The sequence below is a fragment of the Streptomyces pyxinicus genome, assembly GCF_024753135.1.
Lineage (GTDB): Bacteria > Actinomycetota > Actinomycetes > Streptomycetales > Streptomycetaceae > Streptomyces > Streptomyces pyxinicus.
On sequence record NZ_JANUGP010000035.1, the window covers coordinates 1 to 15,895 of the forward strand.

A 15,895-nucleotide genomic window follows, 5' to 3' on the forward strand; every position below is an offset into this window, starting at 1 on the left:
CCGAACTGCTGCTCCAGGTCCTTGAGCTTGCGCTCCAGGGAGTCCAGGCGCGGCAGCGCCATCGTGTCGTCCTCCGCGGTGAGGTCGACGGTCACCGGTTCACCGGCCTTGCGGACCGGCTGAAGGGAGGGCCGAGGGCGTACGGGCAGCTGCTCCGCGGTCGATATGGCAGGCTCCGCGGTCGCCTGCGCCGGGCCGCGCTCCACCGCCTGCACCTCGACCTGCCGGCCGCCGCCGCGGCCGACGAAGCCGCGCTGACCCCGGCTGATGGCCTTGAGCTGGGCACGCTCCAGGCGCTGCTGCTCGCGGCGGCGCAGCCGCGTCTCCTCCTTCTGCCGCTGGTCCTCGCGGACCTCCTCGACCGCTTCGTCCAGGCTGCGCACACCCTCCAGGAGCATGAGCGACCAGGCCTTGTAGGTCTCGCGGGGCGCCCGCAGCCAGCGCACGATCCGGATCTGCGGCAGCGGACGCGGCACCAGGCCCTGCTCGCGCAGCGCGGCCCGGCGGGTCTGCTTCAGCGCCCGGTCGAAGAGCACCGCCGCCGACAGGGACATCCCGGAGAAGAACTGCGGGGCGCCCGCGTGCCCGATGCCCCGGGGCGCGTGCACCCAGTTGAACCAGGCCGCCGCGGCGGCGAACAGCCACACCAGTATCCGGGAGCCGAGGGCCGCGTCACCGTGGCTGGCCTCGCGCACCGCGAGCACGGAGCAGAACATCGCCGCGCCGTCCAGGCCGAACGGCACCAGGTACTGCCAGCCGTCGGTCAGCCCGAGGTTCTGCTCACCGAAGCCGACCAGGCCGTGGAAGGACAGCGCCGCCGCCACCGCCGCACAGCAGAACAGCAGCACGTAGGAGGCCGTGCCGTAGATGGCCTCCTTGCGCCTGCGGCGCTCCTCGCTGCGCTCCCACGAGTCGTCCGCGCTCGCGTCCCCGGAGGAGCGCTTGCCGCGCGCGAGCACCGCCACCGCCGCCAGCATGCCCAGGAGCAGCACGGCGCCCGGAAGCAGCCAGTTCAGCGATATGTCGGTCAGTCTCATCAGGGGTCCCTTGCATTGGGATAGGGCGTAACGCCCGCCATAGTGGCCCACTCCCGACGGCCCTCAGGGGGTTTCGGGGCAAGAGGCCGCCAATAAGGTGCAAGGGGATGCCCAGGACGGCGTTCTGCTCGAACTGCCGCGTGAGGGGCGGGAGTTGAGTTCGAATAAGACTACCCGTACGGGTGGTTCCTCGGAAAGTTCCCGTGGTGGGTGAGGAAGCTGTGAATCCCTGTCCGAGGAGCCGCCTCGGGCGGACGGTCCTGTTTCGCGACGATCTTAGTGGACGCCGGGCCGCGCGCGAACCCTGACGGCCGGTCAGGCGGCAGCGGCTGCCGTGAGTTTGGCGATCCGGTCGCTCTCGCAGGTGCGCGGGCAGGTGGCGCAGGCCTCCTCCGGGCGCACCGTGTAGAACATGCAGCAGCTCGCCCGGTCCCGGGTGGGCAGGGGCCGCCCGTCGGGGCCGGTCAGCTCACGGAACGCGGCGGAGCCGACGTACGGCCGGGTGGCGCCGGGCAGCAGCAGCTCCAGCTCGCGCACGGCCCGCCGGTCCTCGTCCGGGCCGAACAGCTGGGCGACGTACCACAGCCCCTCCACGATCTCGTCGGTCGCCATGCCCCACAGGGCCCGGCCGCGGCGCCGCATCCGCGGTCCGAAGGCGGCCAGTAGCGGCTCCAGGTGCTCGGCGACGGCCGCGCGCACCCGCTCCCGCAGCGCCTCCTCGTCGGGTACGACGACGGCGCCGGGCAGCGCGGCGGCGGGGTCGTCCGGCAGGCAGGCGAACGACTCGGGGTGGCGTACGGCGACGTGGCCGGCCGTGCGGTCGTACGAGACGTGCGTCACCGGGAGGCTGGGGACCCGGCGGTGCAGGAACCAGGGGACCGTGATCAGCAGGCAGGCGAGCCAGGCGTAGCGGTGCAGGCCGAAGCTGGCGACTACGTCGGGGCGGGCCCGGCTGCCGTAGTCCCGCAGCACCTGCGCGTCGTCCCAGGCGAGGAACGCGTCCAGCTCGGCGCCGCCCGCCGCGAGGCCGTCGGCGCCGACCCAGCCGCCGCCGGTGGGCGCCGGTTCCTGCGGGCCGTGCTCGGTCACCGTCAGGTAGGGCAGGGCCTGGGTGAGGCGGGCGTAGGCGGCGGTGAGCGGCGAGACCGCAGCGGGCATGGCGGAACCACCGATCCTTGATCACGGTCCGAGGTGCAGAGGTAAGCCTTACCTTACCCATTCCTCGGAGAAGTTTGAACTGATGTCCGGTGCGCCTAAGGTGCTTGACGGACAAGTGACAACCCGTCGTTAATGACCCAAGTGCCGACAAGCCGCCAGGAGGACCCGTGAAGCAGGGCGTGCAGGGCTCCACCGGGGTGGGTACCGCTGGTGCGGCCCCGGTGGGCCGGCAGCGGGCGGTGGGGACCCTGGACGGGGCGCGCGGTGAGCACACGCACGGCGAACGGCCGGTCCCCGGACCCCGCCCCGCCGTGCGGCGATCCTCGGTGCGCGGGCAGATCCTGGACGCGTTGCGCACGGCGCTGGTGGCCGGGGAGCTGGTGCCGGGCGAGGTGTACTCGGCGCCGGTGCTCGGTGAGCGCTTCGGGGTCTCGGCGACCCCGGTACGGGAGGCCATGCAGCAGCTCGCCCTCGAAGGCGCCGTCGAGGTCGTGCCCAACCGGGGCTTCCGGGTGGTCGAGCGCGGGACGCGGGAGCTGGCCGAGCTGGCGGAGGTGCGGGCGCTGCTGGAGGTGCCGGTGATGCTGCGGCTCGCGCGGACCGTGCCGGCCGAGCGGTGGGCCGAGCTGCGGCCGCTGGCCGAGGAGACGGTACGGGCGGCGGCGTCGGGCTGCGCGGCCACGTACGCGGAGTCCGACCGGGTCTTCCACGGGGCGCTGCTGGCCCTCGCCGGCAACGGGCAGCTCGTCCGGATCGCCGACGACCTCCACCGCCGTGCTCAGTGGCCGCCGGCCGGCCCCCCGGTACGGCACCGGCGGGCCGCCCTCCTCGCGGACGCCGCGGAACACGGCGCCCTCCTGGACGCCCTGATCGCCGGCGACCTGGACGTGGTCCACACCCTGGTCTCCGAACACTTCAACGCCCTGAACTGACCGCCCCCGCCCGCCGCCCGGCCTGCCGCCGCCGGCCGGGTTCGGCTCCGCCGCGGCCGTTCGCGCAGTTCCCCGCGCCCCTTGGGCCACTTGGCCACAACGCCCTGAAGGGGCGCGGGGAACTGCGCGACCAGCCCCCACGCACCCGCACCCGAGAACGCACCCGCACCCGAGAACGCACCCGCCCCCGGCTCAGGCCGTAGCCGCGCCGGCCGCCGGAGGCAACAGGTGGCGGGAGAGCCAGGTCGGGACGCCGCCGAGGAGGCGGAACAGGCGGCGGGCCTCCTCGCGCAGGCGGGACGCCTCGGGTTCGTCCTCGGTGTCCGCCAGGGAGACCAGCGCCGGTGCCGTGCCCACCAGGTAGCCCAACTCCTCCCGGATCCGCAGCGATTCGGCGAAGCCGTGCCGCGCCTCCGTCAACTCCCCGTCACGCAGGGCCAGTCCGGCCAGATGACGCCAGGTCGAGGACAGCAGCAGCGCGTCGGCGCCCGCCGCGGCACCCGCGTGCGCCCGCCGATAGGCCGCCCGCGCCGCCTGCGGGGAGCGCGTCAGGTTCTCCGCGAGCAGTCCGCGGCGGAAGTCGAGCAACGCGCGCCCGGCACCGCCCGGAGGGATCAGCGCCGCCGCCCGCCCCAGCGCGGCCCGCGCCTCGTCGGCCCGGTCCCGCACCCCGTGCAGCGTTGCCGCGTAGGCGAGTTGGCCCCGCTCGCAGGCCGCCGCCCCGCGCTCCTCGTCGCTGTGCGCGAGCGCCTCCGCCTGCCGCAGCGCGTCCTCCGCCTCCGGCCAGCCCCGCTCGGTGTACAGGCACCGCTCCACCAGCAGCACGGCCCGCTGCAGCGCCGTGGCCGGGGTGTCGGGCGGCAGCAGGGCCGCCGCGTCGGCCCAGCAGGCCCGCGAGCGCAGCCGCCATACCGCGGTCTGGAGAGGATCGTCACCGGCGGTCGTTCCGTTACCAGACATGGCGGAATGCGCCACGTTGCCCTCCCCGAGCACGCCATCGAGCTGTTGAGTGGTGGCGGCATTCCAGCACCTATCGCGGTACCGGGCCAAGAGGGTGGGTGAAAGATTTCACAAAGTGGCGGGGAGTGGCTGTGACCGGTTTCGACCGGTCTCCACCCCGCTGACCTCAGCTCATCCGCAGCGCGAGGAAGAAGTCGAGCTTGTCCTCCAGGCGGGAGAGGTCCCGTCCCGTCAACTGCTCGATCCGCCCGACCCGGTAGCGCAGCGTGTTGACGTGCAGGTGGAGCCGGCTCGCGCAGCGCGTCCAGGAACCGTCGCTGTCGAGGAACGCCTCCAGGGTCGGGATCAGCTCGGCGCGGTGGCGGCGGTCGTAGTCCGTCAGCGGGTCCAGCAGCCGCGCCGTGAAGGCGCGGCGGACGTCGTCCGGCACGAACGGCAGCAGCAGCACATGGCTGGCCAGCTCCTGGTGGCCGGCGGCGCAGACCCGGCCGGGCCGGGCGGCGGCCACCCGGCGGGCGTGCCGGGCCTCCTCCAGCGCCCCGCGCAGCCCCTCCGCCGAGTGCACGGCCGCGCTGACGCCGAGGGTGAGCCGCCCGTCGCCGTCGAGACCGGCCGACAGCGGCTCCCGTACCGAGCGGAGCACGGAATCGGCCAGCAGCCCGGTCTCGGAGCCGTCGTGCTCGGCGGCGACCGCGGGCAGCGGCACCAGGGCGATCGCCTCGTCCCCGATGTGCGCGACCGCGATGCGGTCCGCGGGCTCGGGGCCGGTCGCCAGCGGGTCGACCAGCACCTCCTCCAGCAGGGACTGGGCGACCGGACCGCCCTCGGCCTGTTCGCCCTCCCACTCCACCCGGGCCACGACCACCTGCCAGTGCGGGGCCGCCCCGAGACCGGGCAGCAGGACCGGCGCGGCGACCCGCAGCCGGGCCGCGATCTCGGCGGGCGCGGCGCCGGTCTGCACCAGCTCCAGCACCTCCTGGGCGAGCCGGCGCCGTACCGTGCGGGCCGCGTCCCGGCGCTCGCGCTCGACGGCTATCAGCTGGGTGACGCCCTGGAGCAGGTCCAAGCGCTCCTCGGCCCAGTCCCCGGCGTCCGCGTCGACGGCCAGCAGCCAGTCCGACAGGACCGTCTCGCGCACGTCCCGGGCTCCGCCGGACGGTCGGCCCGCGGAGCGGACCGGGAAGAGGGAGTAGGTGGCGCCGTCCAACAGGACGCGGTGCGGGCCGCGGCGGCCGGTGCGGGTGGCGGCCAGGTGCTCGGCGGCCAGCCGGGCGCAGGTCTCGGCGGGCAGCGCCGGGCCCGCGACCTTCGAACCCGCGATCAGCCGGCCGGTCGGGGAGAGCACCCAGGCGCGCAGATCCAGGTCGGAGCCGAGCAGGTCGAGGACCACGTCGGGGCCGCCGCCGGCCGGGCCCGAGGTCATCATCCGGCGGTGCCGGTCCACCACGGCCGCGAGGTCCCCGGCCCGCTCGCCGGACACCTGCCGCACGACGTGCTCGGTGATCGTCGCGAACGCCACCGACTCGTGCACCGCGAACAGCGGCAGCCGGTGCCGCGCGCAGGCCACCGCCAGATCCTCCGGCACGTCGCCCAGCTCGGCCTCGCCCGCCGCGAGCGCCGCGACGCCGGCCTGCACCAGCAGGCGGACGAACGGCTCGGAGTCGTCGGCGTCCCGGCGCCAGGCCAGGCCCGTGAGCACCAGCTCGCCCCCGGAGAGGTAGCGGCTCGGGTCGCGCAGGTCGGTGGTCATGACACCGCGTACCGAGCGGTCCAGCTCGTCCTCGCCGCCGAGCAGCCGCAGGCCCAGCGCGTCGGTGTCCAGCAGTGCGCGCAGCCGCATCTCGTCGCCGCCGTTCTCTGTCTCGAAATCTACGATGGATCTTGGAGGGTGGTGCGCGAGCGGTCCGGGACGGGCCCTGGGGGACGCGCTCCGGGGTCTTCGCGCTGTTTCCTGCGTTTCCCCAGGAAAACGGAGAGGTTACCGATGACCTCCGTTCATACGAATCTACAAGATGCTCGCCCTGGCCAGCGAACTCCTTCATGGTTTCGGTGACTGACCCCGCTGGAGCACAGGACGGTGTACTGAGTCCACTCCGCGTAAACAGGACATGAACGAGCCGGGCCCGCCGCACACGGATTGGCTCAATCCGCACGACTCACGAGACGAAGAAGAGAGCCGGTCATGGACTTCCTTCGCCCCGCCAGCTGGGAGGAGGCGCTCGCCGCCAAGGCTGAGCACCCCACCGCTGTGCCGATTGCGGGCGGCACCGACGTGATGGTCGAGATCAACTTCGACCATCGCCGGCCCGAGTACCTGCTCGACCTCAACCGCGTCGGCGACCTCGGCGAATGGGAGGTCGGCGAGGAGAGCGTACGGCTCGGTGCCTCCGTGCCGTACTCCCGGATCATGGAGCACCTGCGGGCCGAGCTGCCGGGCCTCGCGCTCGCCTCGCACACGGTCGCCTCCCCGCAGATCCGCAACCGCGGCGGCGTCGGCGGCAACCTCGGCACCGCCTCGCCCGCCGGCGACGCCCACCCCGCCCTCCTCGCGGCCGGTGCCGAGGTCGAGGCGGAGTCGGCGGCCCGCGGCACCCGCCTCATCCCGATCGACGAGTTCTACACCGGCGTCAAGCGCAACGCCCTCCAGCCCGACGAGCTGATCCGCGCCGTCCACGTCAGGAAGGCGGACGGGCCCCAGCAGTACTCCAAGGTCGGCACCCGCAACGCCATGGTCATCGCGGTCTGCGCCTTCGGACTCGCCCTGCACCCCGAGACCCGTACCGTCCGCACCGGCATCGGCTCCGCCGCCCCCACCCCGGTGCGCGCGAGGACGGCCGAGGACTTCCTGAACGCGGCCCTGGAGGAGGGCGGCTTCTGGGACAGCGGAAAGATCATCACCCCGTCGGTCGCCAAGCAGTTCGCGGACCTGTGCTCCGCCTCCTGCAACCCGATCGACGACGTCCGGGGCACCGCGAGCTACCGCAGGCACGCGGTCGGCGTGATGGCCCGCCGGACGCTGACCTGGACCTGGGAGTCGTACCGCGGCACCCGCCGCGCCACCGAGGGAGCTGCGTGATGCGCGTCAACTTCACCGTCAACGGACGCCCCCAGGAGGCCGACGACGTCTGGGAGGGCGAGTCCCTGCTGTACGTCCTGCGCGAGCGCCTCGGCCTGCCCGGCTCCAAGAACGCCTGCGAGCAGGGCGAGTGCGGCTCCTGCACGGTCCGTCTCGACGGCGTGCCGGTGTGTTCCTGCCTGGTCGCGGCCGGCCAGGTCGAGGGCCGCGAGGTCGTGACCGTCGAGGGCCTCGCGGACTACGCCCGGCAGCGCGCCGAGGGCGGCTGCGCGACCGGCGCTCCCGGCACCTCGCTGGACGCCGCGAAGGACTGGCGGGCCAAGGGCACCGACTCGCGGACCGGCGAGGGCGCCGAACTCTCCACGGTGCAGCAGGCGTTCATCGACGCCGGCGCCGTCCAGTGCGGCTTCTGCACGCCGGGTCTGCTGGTCGCCGCCGACGAGATGCTGGAGCACCACCCCGACCCCAGCGACGCGGACATCCGCGAGGCGCTGTCGGGCAACCTGTGCCGCTGCACGGGCTACGAGAAGATCATGGACGCGGTCCGCCTGGCCGCCGCCCGCCAGTCCGAGGGGGTCTGACATGCCGGCCACCGGCGCACCGACGAAGATCACGCAGGGCTCGCCGGCCAAGGGCGGCATCGGCGAGTCCACGCTGCGCCCCGACGGCACCCTCAAGGTCACCGGCGAGTTCGCGTACTCGTCCGACATGTGGCACGAGGACATGCTGTGGGGCCAGATCCTGCGCTCCACCGTGGCGCACGCCGAGATCGTCTCGATCGACACCTCCGAGGCCCTGGCCACGGCCGGTGTGTACGCCATCCTGACCTACGACGATCTGCCCACCGAGGTGAAGAACTACGGCCTGGAGATCCAGGACACCCCGGTCCTCGCCCACGGCAAGGTCCGCCACCACGGCGAGCCGGTCGCGATCGTCGCCGCCGACCACCCGGAGACGGCCCGGCGCGCCGCCGCCAAGATCAAGGTGGACTACCGGGAGCTGCCCGTCATCACCGACGAGGCCTCCGCCACCGCCCCGGACGCGATCCTCGTCCACGAGGGCCGCGACGACCACCACAGCGGGCACGTCCCGCACCCCAACATCGTCCACCGGCAGCCGATCGTGCGCGGCGACGTGGCGGCGGCCCGCGAGCGGGCCGATGTGATCGTCACCGGCGAGTACACCTTCGGCATGCAGGACCAGGCCTTCCTCGGCCCCGAGTCCGGCCTCGCCGTACCCGAGGAGGACGGCGGCGTCCACCTGTACGTCGCCACCCAGTGGCTGCATTCCGACCTGCGCCAGATCGCGCCCGTGCTCGGTCTGCCCGAGGACAAGGTGCGCATGACGCTGTCCGGCGTCGGCGGCGCGTTCGGCGGGCGCGAGGACCTGTCGATGCAGATCCACGCCTGCCTGCTGGCGCTGCGCACCGGCAAGCCCGTCAAGATCGTCTACAACCGCTTCGAGTCCTTCTTCGGGCACGTCCACCGCCACCCGGCCAAGCTGTACTACGAGCACGGCGCCACCCGCGACGGCAAGCTCACCCACCTGAAGTGCCGGATCGTCCTGGACGGCGGCGCCTACGCCTCCGCCTCCCCGGCGGTCGTCGGCAACGCCTCCTCGCTGAGCGTCGGGCCGTACGTCGTGGACGACGTGGACATCGAGGCCGTCGCCCTCTACACCAACAACCCGCCCTGCGGCGCCATGCGCGGCTTCGGCGCGGTCCAGGCGTGCTTCGCCTACGAGGCGCAGATGGACAAGCTCGCCAAGAAGCTCGGCATGGACCCGGTGAAGTTCCGGCAGCTCAACGCGATGGAGCAGGGCACCCTCATGCCCACGGGCCAGCCCGTCGACTCGCCCGCCCCGGTCGCCGAACTGCTGCGCCGGGTCACGGCGATGCCGCTGCCGCCCGAGCGCCAGTGGGAGTCCAGCGAGGGCGCCGACGTACGGCAGCTGCCCGGCGGCCTGTCCAACACCACGCACGGCGAGGGCGTCGTACGCGGCGTCGGCTACGCGGTCGGCATCAAGAACGTCGGCTTCTCCGAGGGCTTCGACGACTACTCGACCGCCAAGGTGCGCGTGGAGGTCGCCGGCGGCGAGGCGGTGGCCACCGTGCACACCGCGATGGCGGAGGTCGGCCAGGGCGGTGTCACCGTGCACGCGCAGATCGCCCGCACCGAACTCGGCGTCGCCCAGGTGACCATCCACCCGGCCGACACCCAGGTCGGCTCCGCCGGCTCCACCTCCGCCTCCCGGCAGACCTACGTCACCGGCGGCGCCGTGAAGAACGCCTGCGAACTCGTCCGCGAGAAGGTCCTGGAGATCGGCCGCCGCAAGTTCGGCTCCTACCACCCGGCCTGGGCGACCGCCGAACTCCTGCTGGAGGGCGGCAAGGTCGTCACCGACGGCGGCGAGGTCCTCGGCGACCTGGCCGACGTGCTGGAGGGGGAGAGCGTCGAGATCGAGGCGGAGTGGCGGCACCGGCCGACCGAGGCCTTCGACCTGCGCACCGGGCAGGGCAACGGACACGTCCAGTACTCCTTCGCCGCGCACCGCGCCGTGGTCGAGGTCGACACCGAACTCGGCCTGGTGAAGGTCATCGAGCTGGCCTGCGCCCAGGACGTCGGCAAGGCCCTCAACCCGCTCTCCGTCGTCGGCCAGATCCAGGGCGGCACCACCCAGGGCCTGGGCGTCGCCGTGATGGAGGAGATCATCGTCGACCCGAAGACGGCGAAGGTCAGGAACCCCTCCTTCACCGACTACCTAATCCCGACGATCCTCGACACGCCGACCATCCCGGTCGACGTCCTCGAACTCGCCGACGACCACGCCCCGTACGGGCTGCGCGGCATCGGCGAGGCCCCGACCCTGTCGTCCACGCCGGCCGTCCTCGCGGCGATCCGCGACGCGACCGGCCTGGAGCTGAACCGCACTCCGGTACGGCCCGAGCACCTGACGGGCACCGCGTAGCACCGAAGCTCTCCGGGCGGCGCCGGGAACGTCACACTTCGCCGCGCCGCCCGGAGGAACCGCCTTTGAGTTCCGCTCCGCTCGCGGTCCTTGAAGTACCACCCTTTGTTCGTCTCGGGCCGTCCCCCGGGTCGTCCATTCCCAAATCCCGTGCCCGCCAGGGCGGTCGCGCGGGTGCCCCTGTGAACCTTGGGAGATGGCACCATGACCCAGCAGTCAGTGGAGCCCAGGACCGCAGCCGACGACGCGGGCGATGGCAGCCGCGTTCCGGCCGGACGGTCCTGGCTCGACCGGTACTTCCACATCACCAGAAGAGGATCCACGGTCGCGCGTGAGGTGCGCGGCGGCATCACCACCTTCATGGCGATGGCGTACATCCTCCTGCTCAACCCCCTCATCCTGTCCGGCAAGGACGCGGCGGGGGACACGCTCGGCCAGAAGGCGCTCATCACCGCGACCGCGTTCGCGGCGGCCTTCACCACGCTGCTGATGGGCTTCGTCGGCAAGGTGCCGCTCGCCCTCGCCGCCGGCCTCTCCGTCTCCGGCGTCCTGTCCTCGCAGGTCGCCCCCAACATGACCTGGCCGCAGGCCATGGGCATGTGCGTGATGTACGGCGTGGTCATCATGCTGCTGGTCGTCACCGGCCTACGCGAGATGATCATGAACGCGATCCCGCTCGCCCTCAAGCACGGCATCACCATGGGCATCGGCCTGTTCATCGCGCTCATCGGTTTCTACAAGTCCGGCTTCGTGCACCAGGGCAAGGGCGCCCCGCTGGCCCTCGGCCCCGCCGGTGAACTCGCCGGCTGGCCGGTGCTGCTCTTCGCCGGCACCCTGCTGCTGATCTTCATGCTGCAGGCCCGGAACGTCCCCGGTGCCATCCTCATCGGCATCGTCTCCGGCACGGTCGTCGCCGCCGTCCTGAACGGACTCGGCGCCATCAGCCCGGGCCAGTGGGCCAACGGCGCCCCCGAACTGCCCGGCAGCGCCGTCTCGATGCCCGACTTCTCGCTCTTCGGGCACGTGGAGTTCGGCGGCTGGGGCAAGGTCGGCGCCATGACGATCGGCATGATCGTCTTCACCCTGGTGCTGGCCGGCTTCTTCGACGCGATGGCCACCATCATCGGCGTCGGCACCGAGGCCGACCTGGCCGACGACAAGGGGCGGATGCCGGGCCTGTCCAAGGCGCTGTTCATCGACGGCGCCGGCGGCGCGATCGGCGGCGTGGCGGGCGGCTCGGGGCAGACGGTGTTCATCGAGTCCGCGACCGGCGTCGGCGAAGGCGCCCGCACCGGCCTCGCCTCCGTCGTCACCGGCCTGTTCTTCGCGGCCTGTCTGTTCTTCACGCCGGTCACCCAGATCGTCCCGCAGGAGGTCGCCTCCGCCGCCCTGGTCGTCATCGGCGCCATGATGCTGATGAACGCCCGGCACGTGGACTGGGCCGACCGGGCCACCGCGATACCGGTGTTCCTGACCGTCGTCCTGATGCCGTTCACGTACACCATCACCACCGGTGTCGCCGCGGGCGTCGTCTCCTACACCGCCATCAAGACCGCCCAGGGCAGGGCACGCGAGATAGGCGCCTTCATGTGGGGCCTGACAGTGATCTTCCTCGTGTACTTCGCCCTTCATCCCATCGAGAGCTGGCTCGGCGTCCACTGATCACCGCCGCCCTCCCACGAACTCGCCAAGGAGACCGACAGATGCTGGACATCGCCGAGGAACTCGACCGGTGGGTCGGGCAGGGCCGTGACTTCGCCGTCGCCACCGTGGTGGCGGTCGGGGGCAGCGCTCCGCGCCAGCCCGGCGCCGCCCTCGCGGTGGACGCCGAGGGCACGGCCGTCGGGTCGGTCTCCGGCGGGTGCGTGGAGGGCGCGGTCTACGAGCTGTGCCGGCAGGCGCTCGAAGACGGCGAGACCGTCCTCGAACGCTTCGGCTACAGCGACGAGGACGCCTTCGCCGTGGGCCTGACCTGCGGCGGCGTCATCGACATCCTGGTCACACCGGTCCGGGCGGACGGTCCCGCCCGGCCGGTGGCCGCGGCCGCGCTGGCCGCCGCCGCGCGGGGGGAGGCGGCGGCGGTCGCGCGGATCGCCGAGGGCCCGGCCGAGCTGCGGGGCCGGGCCCTGCTGGTCCGGCCCGACGGGTCGTACGAGGGCGGCTTCGGCGCCCACCCCGAGCTGGACCGCACGGTCGCGGCCGAGGCCGGCGCCTTCCTGGACGCGGGCCGCACCGGCACCCTGGAGATCGGCGCGCAGGGCTCCCGCTGCGGCGCCCCGCTCACCCTCCTGGTCGAGTCCTCGGTCCCGGCGCCCCGCATGATCGTCTTCGGCGCGATCGACTTCGCCGCCGCCCTGGTCCGCGTCGGCAAGTTCCTCGGCTACCGCGTCACCGTGTGCGACGCCCGCCCCGTGTTCGCGACGAAGGCCCGCTTCCCGGAGGCCGACGAGATCGTCGTCGAGTGGCCGCACCGGTACCTGGAGCGCACCGACACCGACGCCCGTACCGTGCTGTGCGTCCTCACCCACGACGCCAAGTTCGACGTGCCCCTGCTGCGGCTCGCGCTACGGCTGCCGGTCGCCTACGTCGGCGCGATGGGCTCCCGCCGCACCCACCACGACCGCAACGAACGCCTGCGCGAGGTCGGCGTCACCGACCTCGAACTCGCCCGGCTGCGCTCCCCGATCGGCCTCGACCTCGGCGCCCGCACCCCCGAGGAGACGGCCCTGTCGATCGGTGCGGAGATCGTCGCCGACCGGCGGGGCGGCAGCGGGGTCGCGCTGACCGGGGCGCACACGCCGATCCACCGCGAACCGGCGTCCCGGAGGCCGGCCCGGATCGGCTCGGTGGCCTGAACCCGGCCCGCGTCGCCTTCTTGAGCGGCCGGCCCGCCTCAGGCCTTCCTGAGCAGGCGGTTGGCCGCGCGGCCGAACATCGCCCGGGACGTCCGCTCCAGGACCCTGTCGAAGACGCCCGGCAGGAAGCGCACCCGCAACTCCTCGCGCCACTCCACCCGGGTACGGCCGCCGGGACCGGGCCGGACCTCGATCTCCGCCCAGCCGAGCACGATCCGGCCGCGTTTCTCCAGACGGCAGAAGCCCGGTCCGCCGTCGACGGGCGGCCGCCAGACGGTGACCTCCATGACGTCGTCGATGACCAGCGGCCCGACACCGGAGCGCGCCACGAAGCGGGTGCCCACGCGGGTCGGCGGCGGGGTGAGCACCTTGATCCGGGTCAGCGGGACCGCGTCGGCGTGGCGCGGCCACTCGGTGAGCCGCCGCCAGGCCTCGTCGAGGCTGAGCGGGGCCGTACGGCGCAAGGAGAAGAGGGGCACGGCACGATCGTAGGCACTGCGCCCCGGTCACCTGCGCGTTCACCGCGCTGTCCCCCGTGGGGCCCACATCGTTCCCCCTGATCGGTGACAGCGGGGCCGGAACGGTGACGGGGGCCGGGATCGCCTGAGTTCGGGCCGTTCAGGCGGGATCAGACGGTTCGTGAAGGGCCTGAAACGTCCCCGCCGCGGTGAACGCGTCGGTGATCGGCGCGATGAGGGAGGCGAAGCGGCGGGCACCCGCGTTGCCGATCGGCGCCCACAGCGCGGCGCAGTGCTCGTCGGTTTCCTCTTCGATGCGTTCGCGTGCCGCGCTGCCGGCGTCGGTGAGCACGGAGTCGGAGTCGAGCCAGCCGCGTGCGACGAGGCGTGCTGTCGCCGCGCTCCACTCCTCGTCGTCCCACTGCCGGGTCGCCCGCGTGAGGGCTGTGGGAAGGCGGCCGGTCGCGGTGTGCAGGACGAGGCAGTCGCACGGCCCGAGGCCGTTGGCGGCCAGTACGACGAGATGTGCGTCGCCGCGCCACTCGCGCGCCACCGTGATCTGCTGCCAGAGCGCGGCGAGGGGATCGGGGGGAAGGACGACCGAGGCGTTCGCGGCGGCCAGCACCTTGCCGGCGTGGTCGGCACCGGCGACGACCGGGTCGATCAGCGAGCGCGCCTCGGCGATGTGGTCGTCGGTGAGCCGCACGCCGACGCGCCGCATCGCCCGTCCGACGGCCCGGAAGCGGGCGGCCTGCCACCGCTCGGGCGGCGCGGCGTCCCAGACGCCCGCCATGGCCCGTACTGCCCGCGGGCTGAAGTTGTAGAAGGCCGCGAGCGTGACGTGCCACGGAACCGCGCCCAGCGCGGCCGACCGGAAGGCCAGATAGGCCGGCCCGGGGTCGGTCACACCGAGTCCAGCCGCCTCCTCGGCGGTCTCGGGGACGAGATGGACGAACAGATGGGCGGCGGTGACGGCGTGGCTGACGGCGCGGACGGTGTCCAGGTCCATCAGGCCGTCGCCGGGGCGGGCGGAGCCCGGAAGGGTGTCAGGGTGCATGGCGGTGTGTCTCCGGAAAGTCGGGGGTGGGCGCTGTCAGGCGGGCGTTTCGGCGGTGGCGGTCAACACCGCGCGTCCGAGGGTGTGGCCGGCCATGGTGAAGCCGAGCAGGGCCGGTGTGGCATCGGCGGGGACGCCTGTCGCGGGGATGTCGAGGGCGTGCACCACGACGAAGTAGCGGTGCGGGCCGTGTCCGGCCGGCGGGGCGGCGCCGATGTAGCGGGTCGCGCGGGCGTCGTTGGGCAACTGGTAGGCACCCTCGGGCAGTTGTGAGCCGGTGTCGTCGCCTGCGCCCTCGGGGAGTTCGGTGACGGTGGCGGGGATGTCGGTGACGGCCCAGTGCCAGAACCCGGACCCGGTGGGGGCGTCGGGGTCGTAGACGCTGACGGCGTAGCTCTTGGTGCCGTCCGGGGCGCCGTTCCAGGACAGCTGCGGGGAGGTGTCCTTCCCGCCGGGCAGGCCGGAGGAGTGCTGCTCGGGCGGCCAGGCGGCGCCGTCGTCGACGGTGGTGCTGGTGACGGTGAAGGAAGCCGCCTGGGGGAGGCGGGCGAAGGGGTCGTTGACGGGCACGGTGATCGTTCCTGTCCGGACGCGGAGGTCCTTGTTCGAGGTCTCTCATCGGGTACTGAATCGACTGTAGCAGCAATAATCGATTATCCCGAGAATCGTCTATCCGACCGTCTAGGATGGCGGGCATGACTCAGACGGCGAACTCCTCGTCCTCGCCGGGGAAGCAGATGCTCTCCGAGCAGGTCTACGCACACCTGCGGGACGCGATCATGCGCGGGGACCATGCCCCCGGTGCCCCCCTCAAGCCGCAGGAGCTCGCCAGGGAGCAGGGCGTGAGCCTGGCCGTGGTGCGCGAGGCGCTCGTGCGGGTGGTCGGTGAGGGGCTCGCCGACCGGTTGCCCAACCGGGGATTCGCGGTCCCGTCCTTCTCCGGCCGCCGCTGGCAGGAGATCGCGGAGGCGCGCCGGAGCGTCGAACCGGTCGTACTGTGCATGTCGATCGAGCGTGGCGACGTCGACTGGGAGGCCCGTGTGCGGGCGTCGCACCATCGTCTGGCGCGCACTCCGGCGTACGTCGCGGAGGAGGGTGAGCACTACACCGACGCCTGGGCGGAGGCGCACCGAGGCTTCCACCGCACGTTGCTGGAGGCGTGCGGCAATCGCGCGCTGCTGGAGATGTTCGACCGGTTGTGGACCGCGAGTGAGCTGGCCCGCCGCTGGTCGGCGCACCGCGATCCCGACCGGGACGGCGCCGAGGAGCACCGCAGGCTGGAGGAGGCGGCGTTGGCCCGCGACGCCGACACCGCGGCCGAGATCCTGGTCCGGCACCTCACCTTGACCGCGGCCGCTCTGACCGGCGACTCGGGGCAGGCCAACTAGGGCCGGT

General features: G+C 73.0%; 14 protein-coding genes. 7 read left to right on the plus strand and 7 right to left on the minus strand.

The window, feature by feature from the left end:
* Together NX794_RS31095 and NX794_RS31100 are read right to left on the minus strand one after the other, a co-directional pair.
* Window positions 1-1,037: DUF2637 domain-containing protein (locus NX794_RS31095; RefSeq protein ID WP_258782863.1), on the minus strand; the 1,037-nt coding region annotated here is incomplete at its 3' end.
* 315 nt (window positions 1,038-1,352) lie between these two features.
* Window positions 1,353-2,195, minus strand: coding sequence for a (2Fe-2S)-binding protein (locus NX794_RS31100; RefSeq protein WP_258782865.1), 843 nt, complete (start codon window positions 2,193-2,195; stop codon window positions 1,353-1,355).
* 167 nt (window positions 2,196-2,362) lie between these two features.
* Between NX794_RS31100 and NX794_RS31105 the strand changes: the two genes are divergently transcribed.
* The gene (locus NX794_RS31105; protein WP_428985997.1) at window positions 2,363-3,127 is read left to right on the plus strand and encodes a GntR family transcriptional regulator; all 765 of its coding nucleotides are present in this window, start codon (window positions 2,363-2,365) and stop codon (window positions 3,125-3,127) included.
* Between the two features lie 192 nt (window positions 3,128-3,319).
* Here NX794_RS31105 and NX794_RS31110 read toward each other — a convergent pair whose 3' ends face one another.
* Both NX794_RS31110 and NX794_RS31115 read right to left on the minus strand, forming a co-directional pair.
* On the minus strand, window positions 3,320-4,087 hold the full coding sequence (locus NX794_RS31110) for a hypothetical protein (protein ID WP_258782867.1): 768 nt from the start codon (window positions 4,085-4,087) through the stop codon (window positions 3,320-3,322).
* A 166-nt stretch (window positions 4,088-4,253) separates the two neighbouring features.
* Window positions 4,254-5,927, minus strand: coding sequence for a PucR family transcriptional regulator (locus tag NX794_RS31115; protein WP_258782868.1), 1,674 nt, complete (start codon window positions 5,925-5,927; stop codon window positions 4,254-4,256).
* 342 nt (window positions 5,928-6,269) lie between these two features.
* Between NX794_RS31115 and NX794_RS31120 the strand changes: the two genes are divergently transcribed.
* From NX794_RS31120 to NX794_RS31140, 5 genes are all read left to right on the plus strand, one after another.
* Window positions 6,270-7,163 carry an FAD binding domain-containing protein gene (locus tag NX794_RS31120; RefSeq protein WP_258782870.1) on the plus strand — a complete coding sequence of 298 codons (894 nt, stop codon included), beginning with the start codon at window positions 6,270-6,272 and terminating at the stop codon, window positions 7,161-7,163.
* Entirely contained in the window at window positions 7,163-7,744 is a 582-nt protein-coding gene (locus NX794_RS31125; protein WP_258782871.1) for a (2Fe-2S)-binding protein, read from the plus strand. The genes NX794_RS31120 and NX794_RS31125 overlap by 1 nt, the downstream gene beginning before the upstream one ends.
* Window position 7,745: 1 nt before the next feature.
* Window positions 7,746-10,130: a xanthine dehydrogenase family protein molybdopterin-binding subunit gene (locus NX794_RS31130; protein ID WP_258782872.1), complete on the plus strand. Its 2,385-nt coding sequence runs from the start codon at window positions 7,746-7,748 to the stop codon at window positions 10,128-10,130.
* Between the two features lie 204 nt (window positions 10,131-10,334).
* Entirely contained in the window at window positions 10,335-11,792 is a 1,458-nt protein-coding gene (locus tag NX794_RS31135) for an NCS2 family permease (RefSeq protein ID WP_258782875.1), read from the plus strand.
* Window positions 11,793-11,833: 41 nt separating this feature from the next.
* Complete coding sequence (locus tag NX794_RS31140) at window positions 11,834-12,985, plus strand: XdhC family protein (protein WP_258782878.1); 1,152 nt, start codon at window positions 11,834-11,836, stop codon at window positions 12,983-12,985.
* A gap of 38 nt (window positions 12,986-13,023) precedes the next feature.
* On the opposite strand, the gene NX794_RS31145 is transcribed toward NX794_RS31140, so the two are convergent.
* The 3 genes from NX794_RS31145 to NX794_RS31155 all read right to left on the minus strand — a co-directional run bounded on the left by NX794_RS31145 (window position 13,024) and on the right by NX794_RS31155 (window position 15,070).
* Window positions 13,024-13,464: an SRPBCC family protein gene (locus NX794_RS31145; RefSeq protein WP_258782880.1), complete on the minus strand. Its 441-nt coding sequence runs from the start codon at window positions 13,462-13,464 to the stop codon at window positions 13,024-13,026.
* Window positions 13,465-13,603: 139 nt separating this feature from the next.
* Window positions 13,604-14,500, minus strand: a complete 897-nt coding sequence (locus NX794_RS31150; RefSeq protein WP_258782882.1) for an SCO6745 family protein — start codon at window positions 14,498-14,500, stop codon at window positions 13,604-13,606.
* 36 nt (window positions 14,501-14,536) lie between these two features.
* A complete protein-coding gene (locus NX794_RS31155; protein ID WP_258782884.1) occupies window positions 14,537-15,070 on the minus strand; it encodes a YbhB/YbcL family Raf kinase inhibitor-like protein in 534 nt (177 codons plus the stop codon).
* A gap of 125 nt (window positions 15,071-15,195) precedes the next feature.
* On the opposite strand from NX794_RS31155, the gene NX794_RS31160 reads away from it, so the two are divergent.
* On the plus strand, window positions 15,196-15,888 hold the full coding sequence (locus NX794_RS31160; protein WP_258782886.1) for a GntR family transcriptional regulator: 693 nt from the start codon (window positions 15,196-15,198) through the stop codon (window positions 15,886-15,888).
* Window positions 15,889-15,895 lie beyond the last annotated feature (7 nt).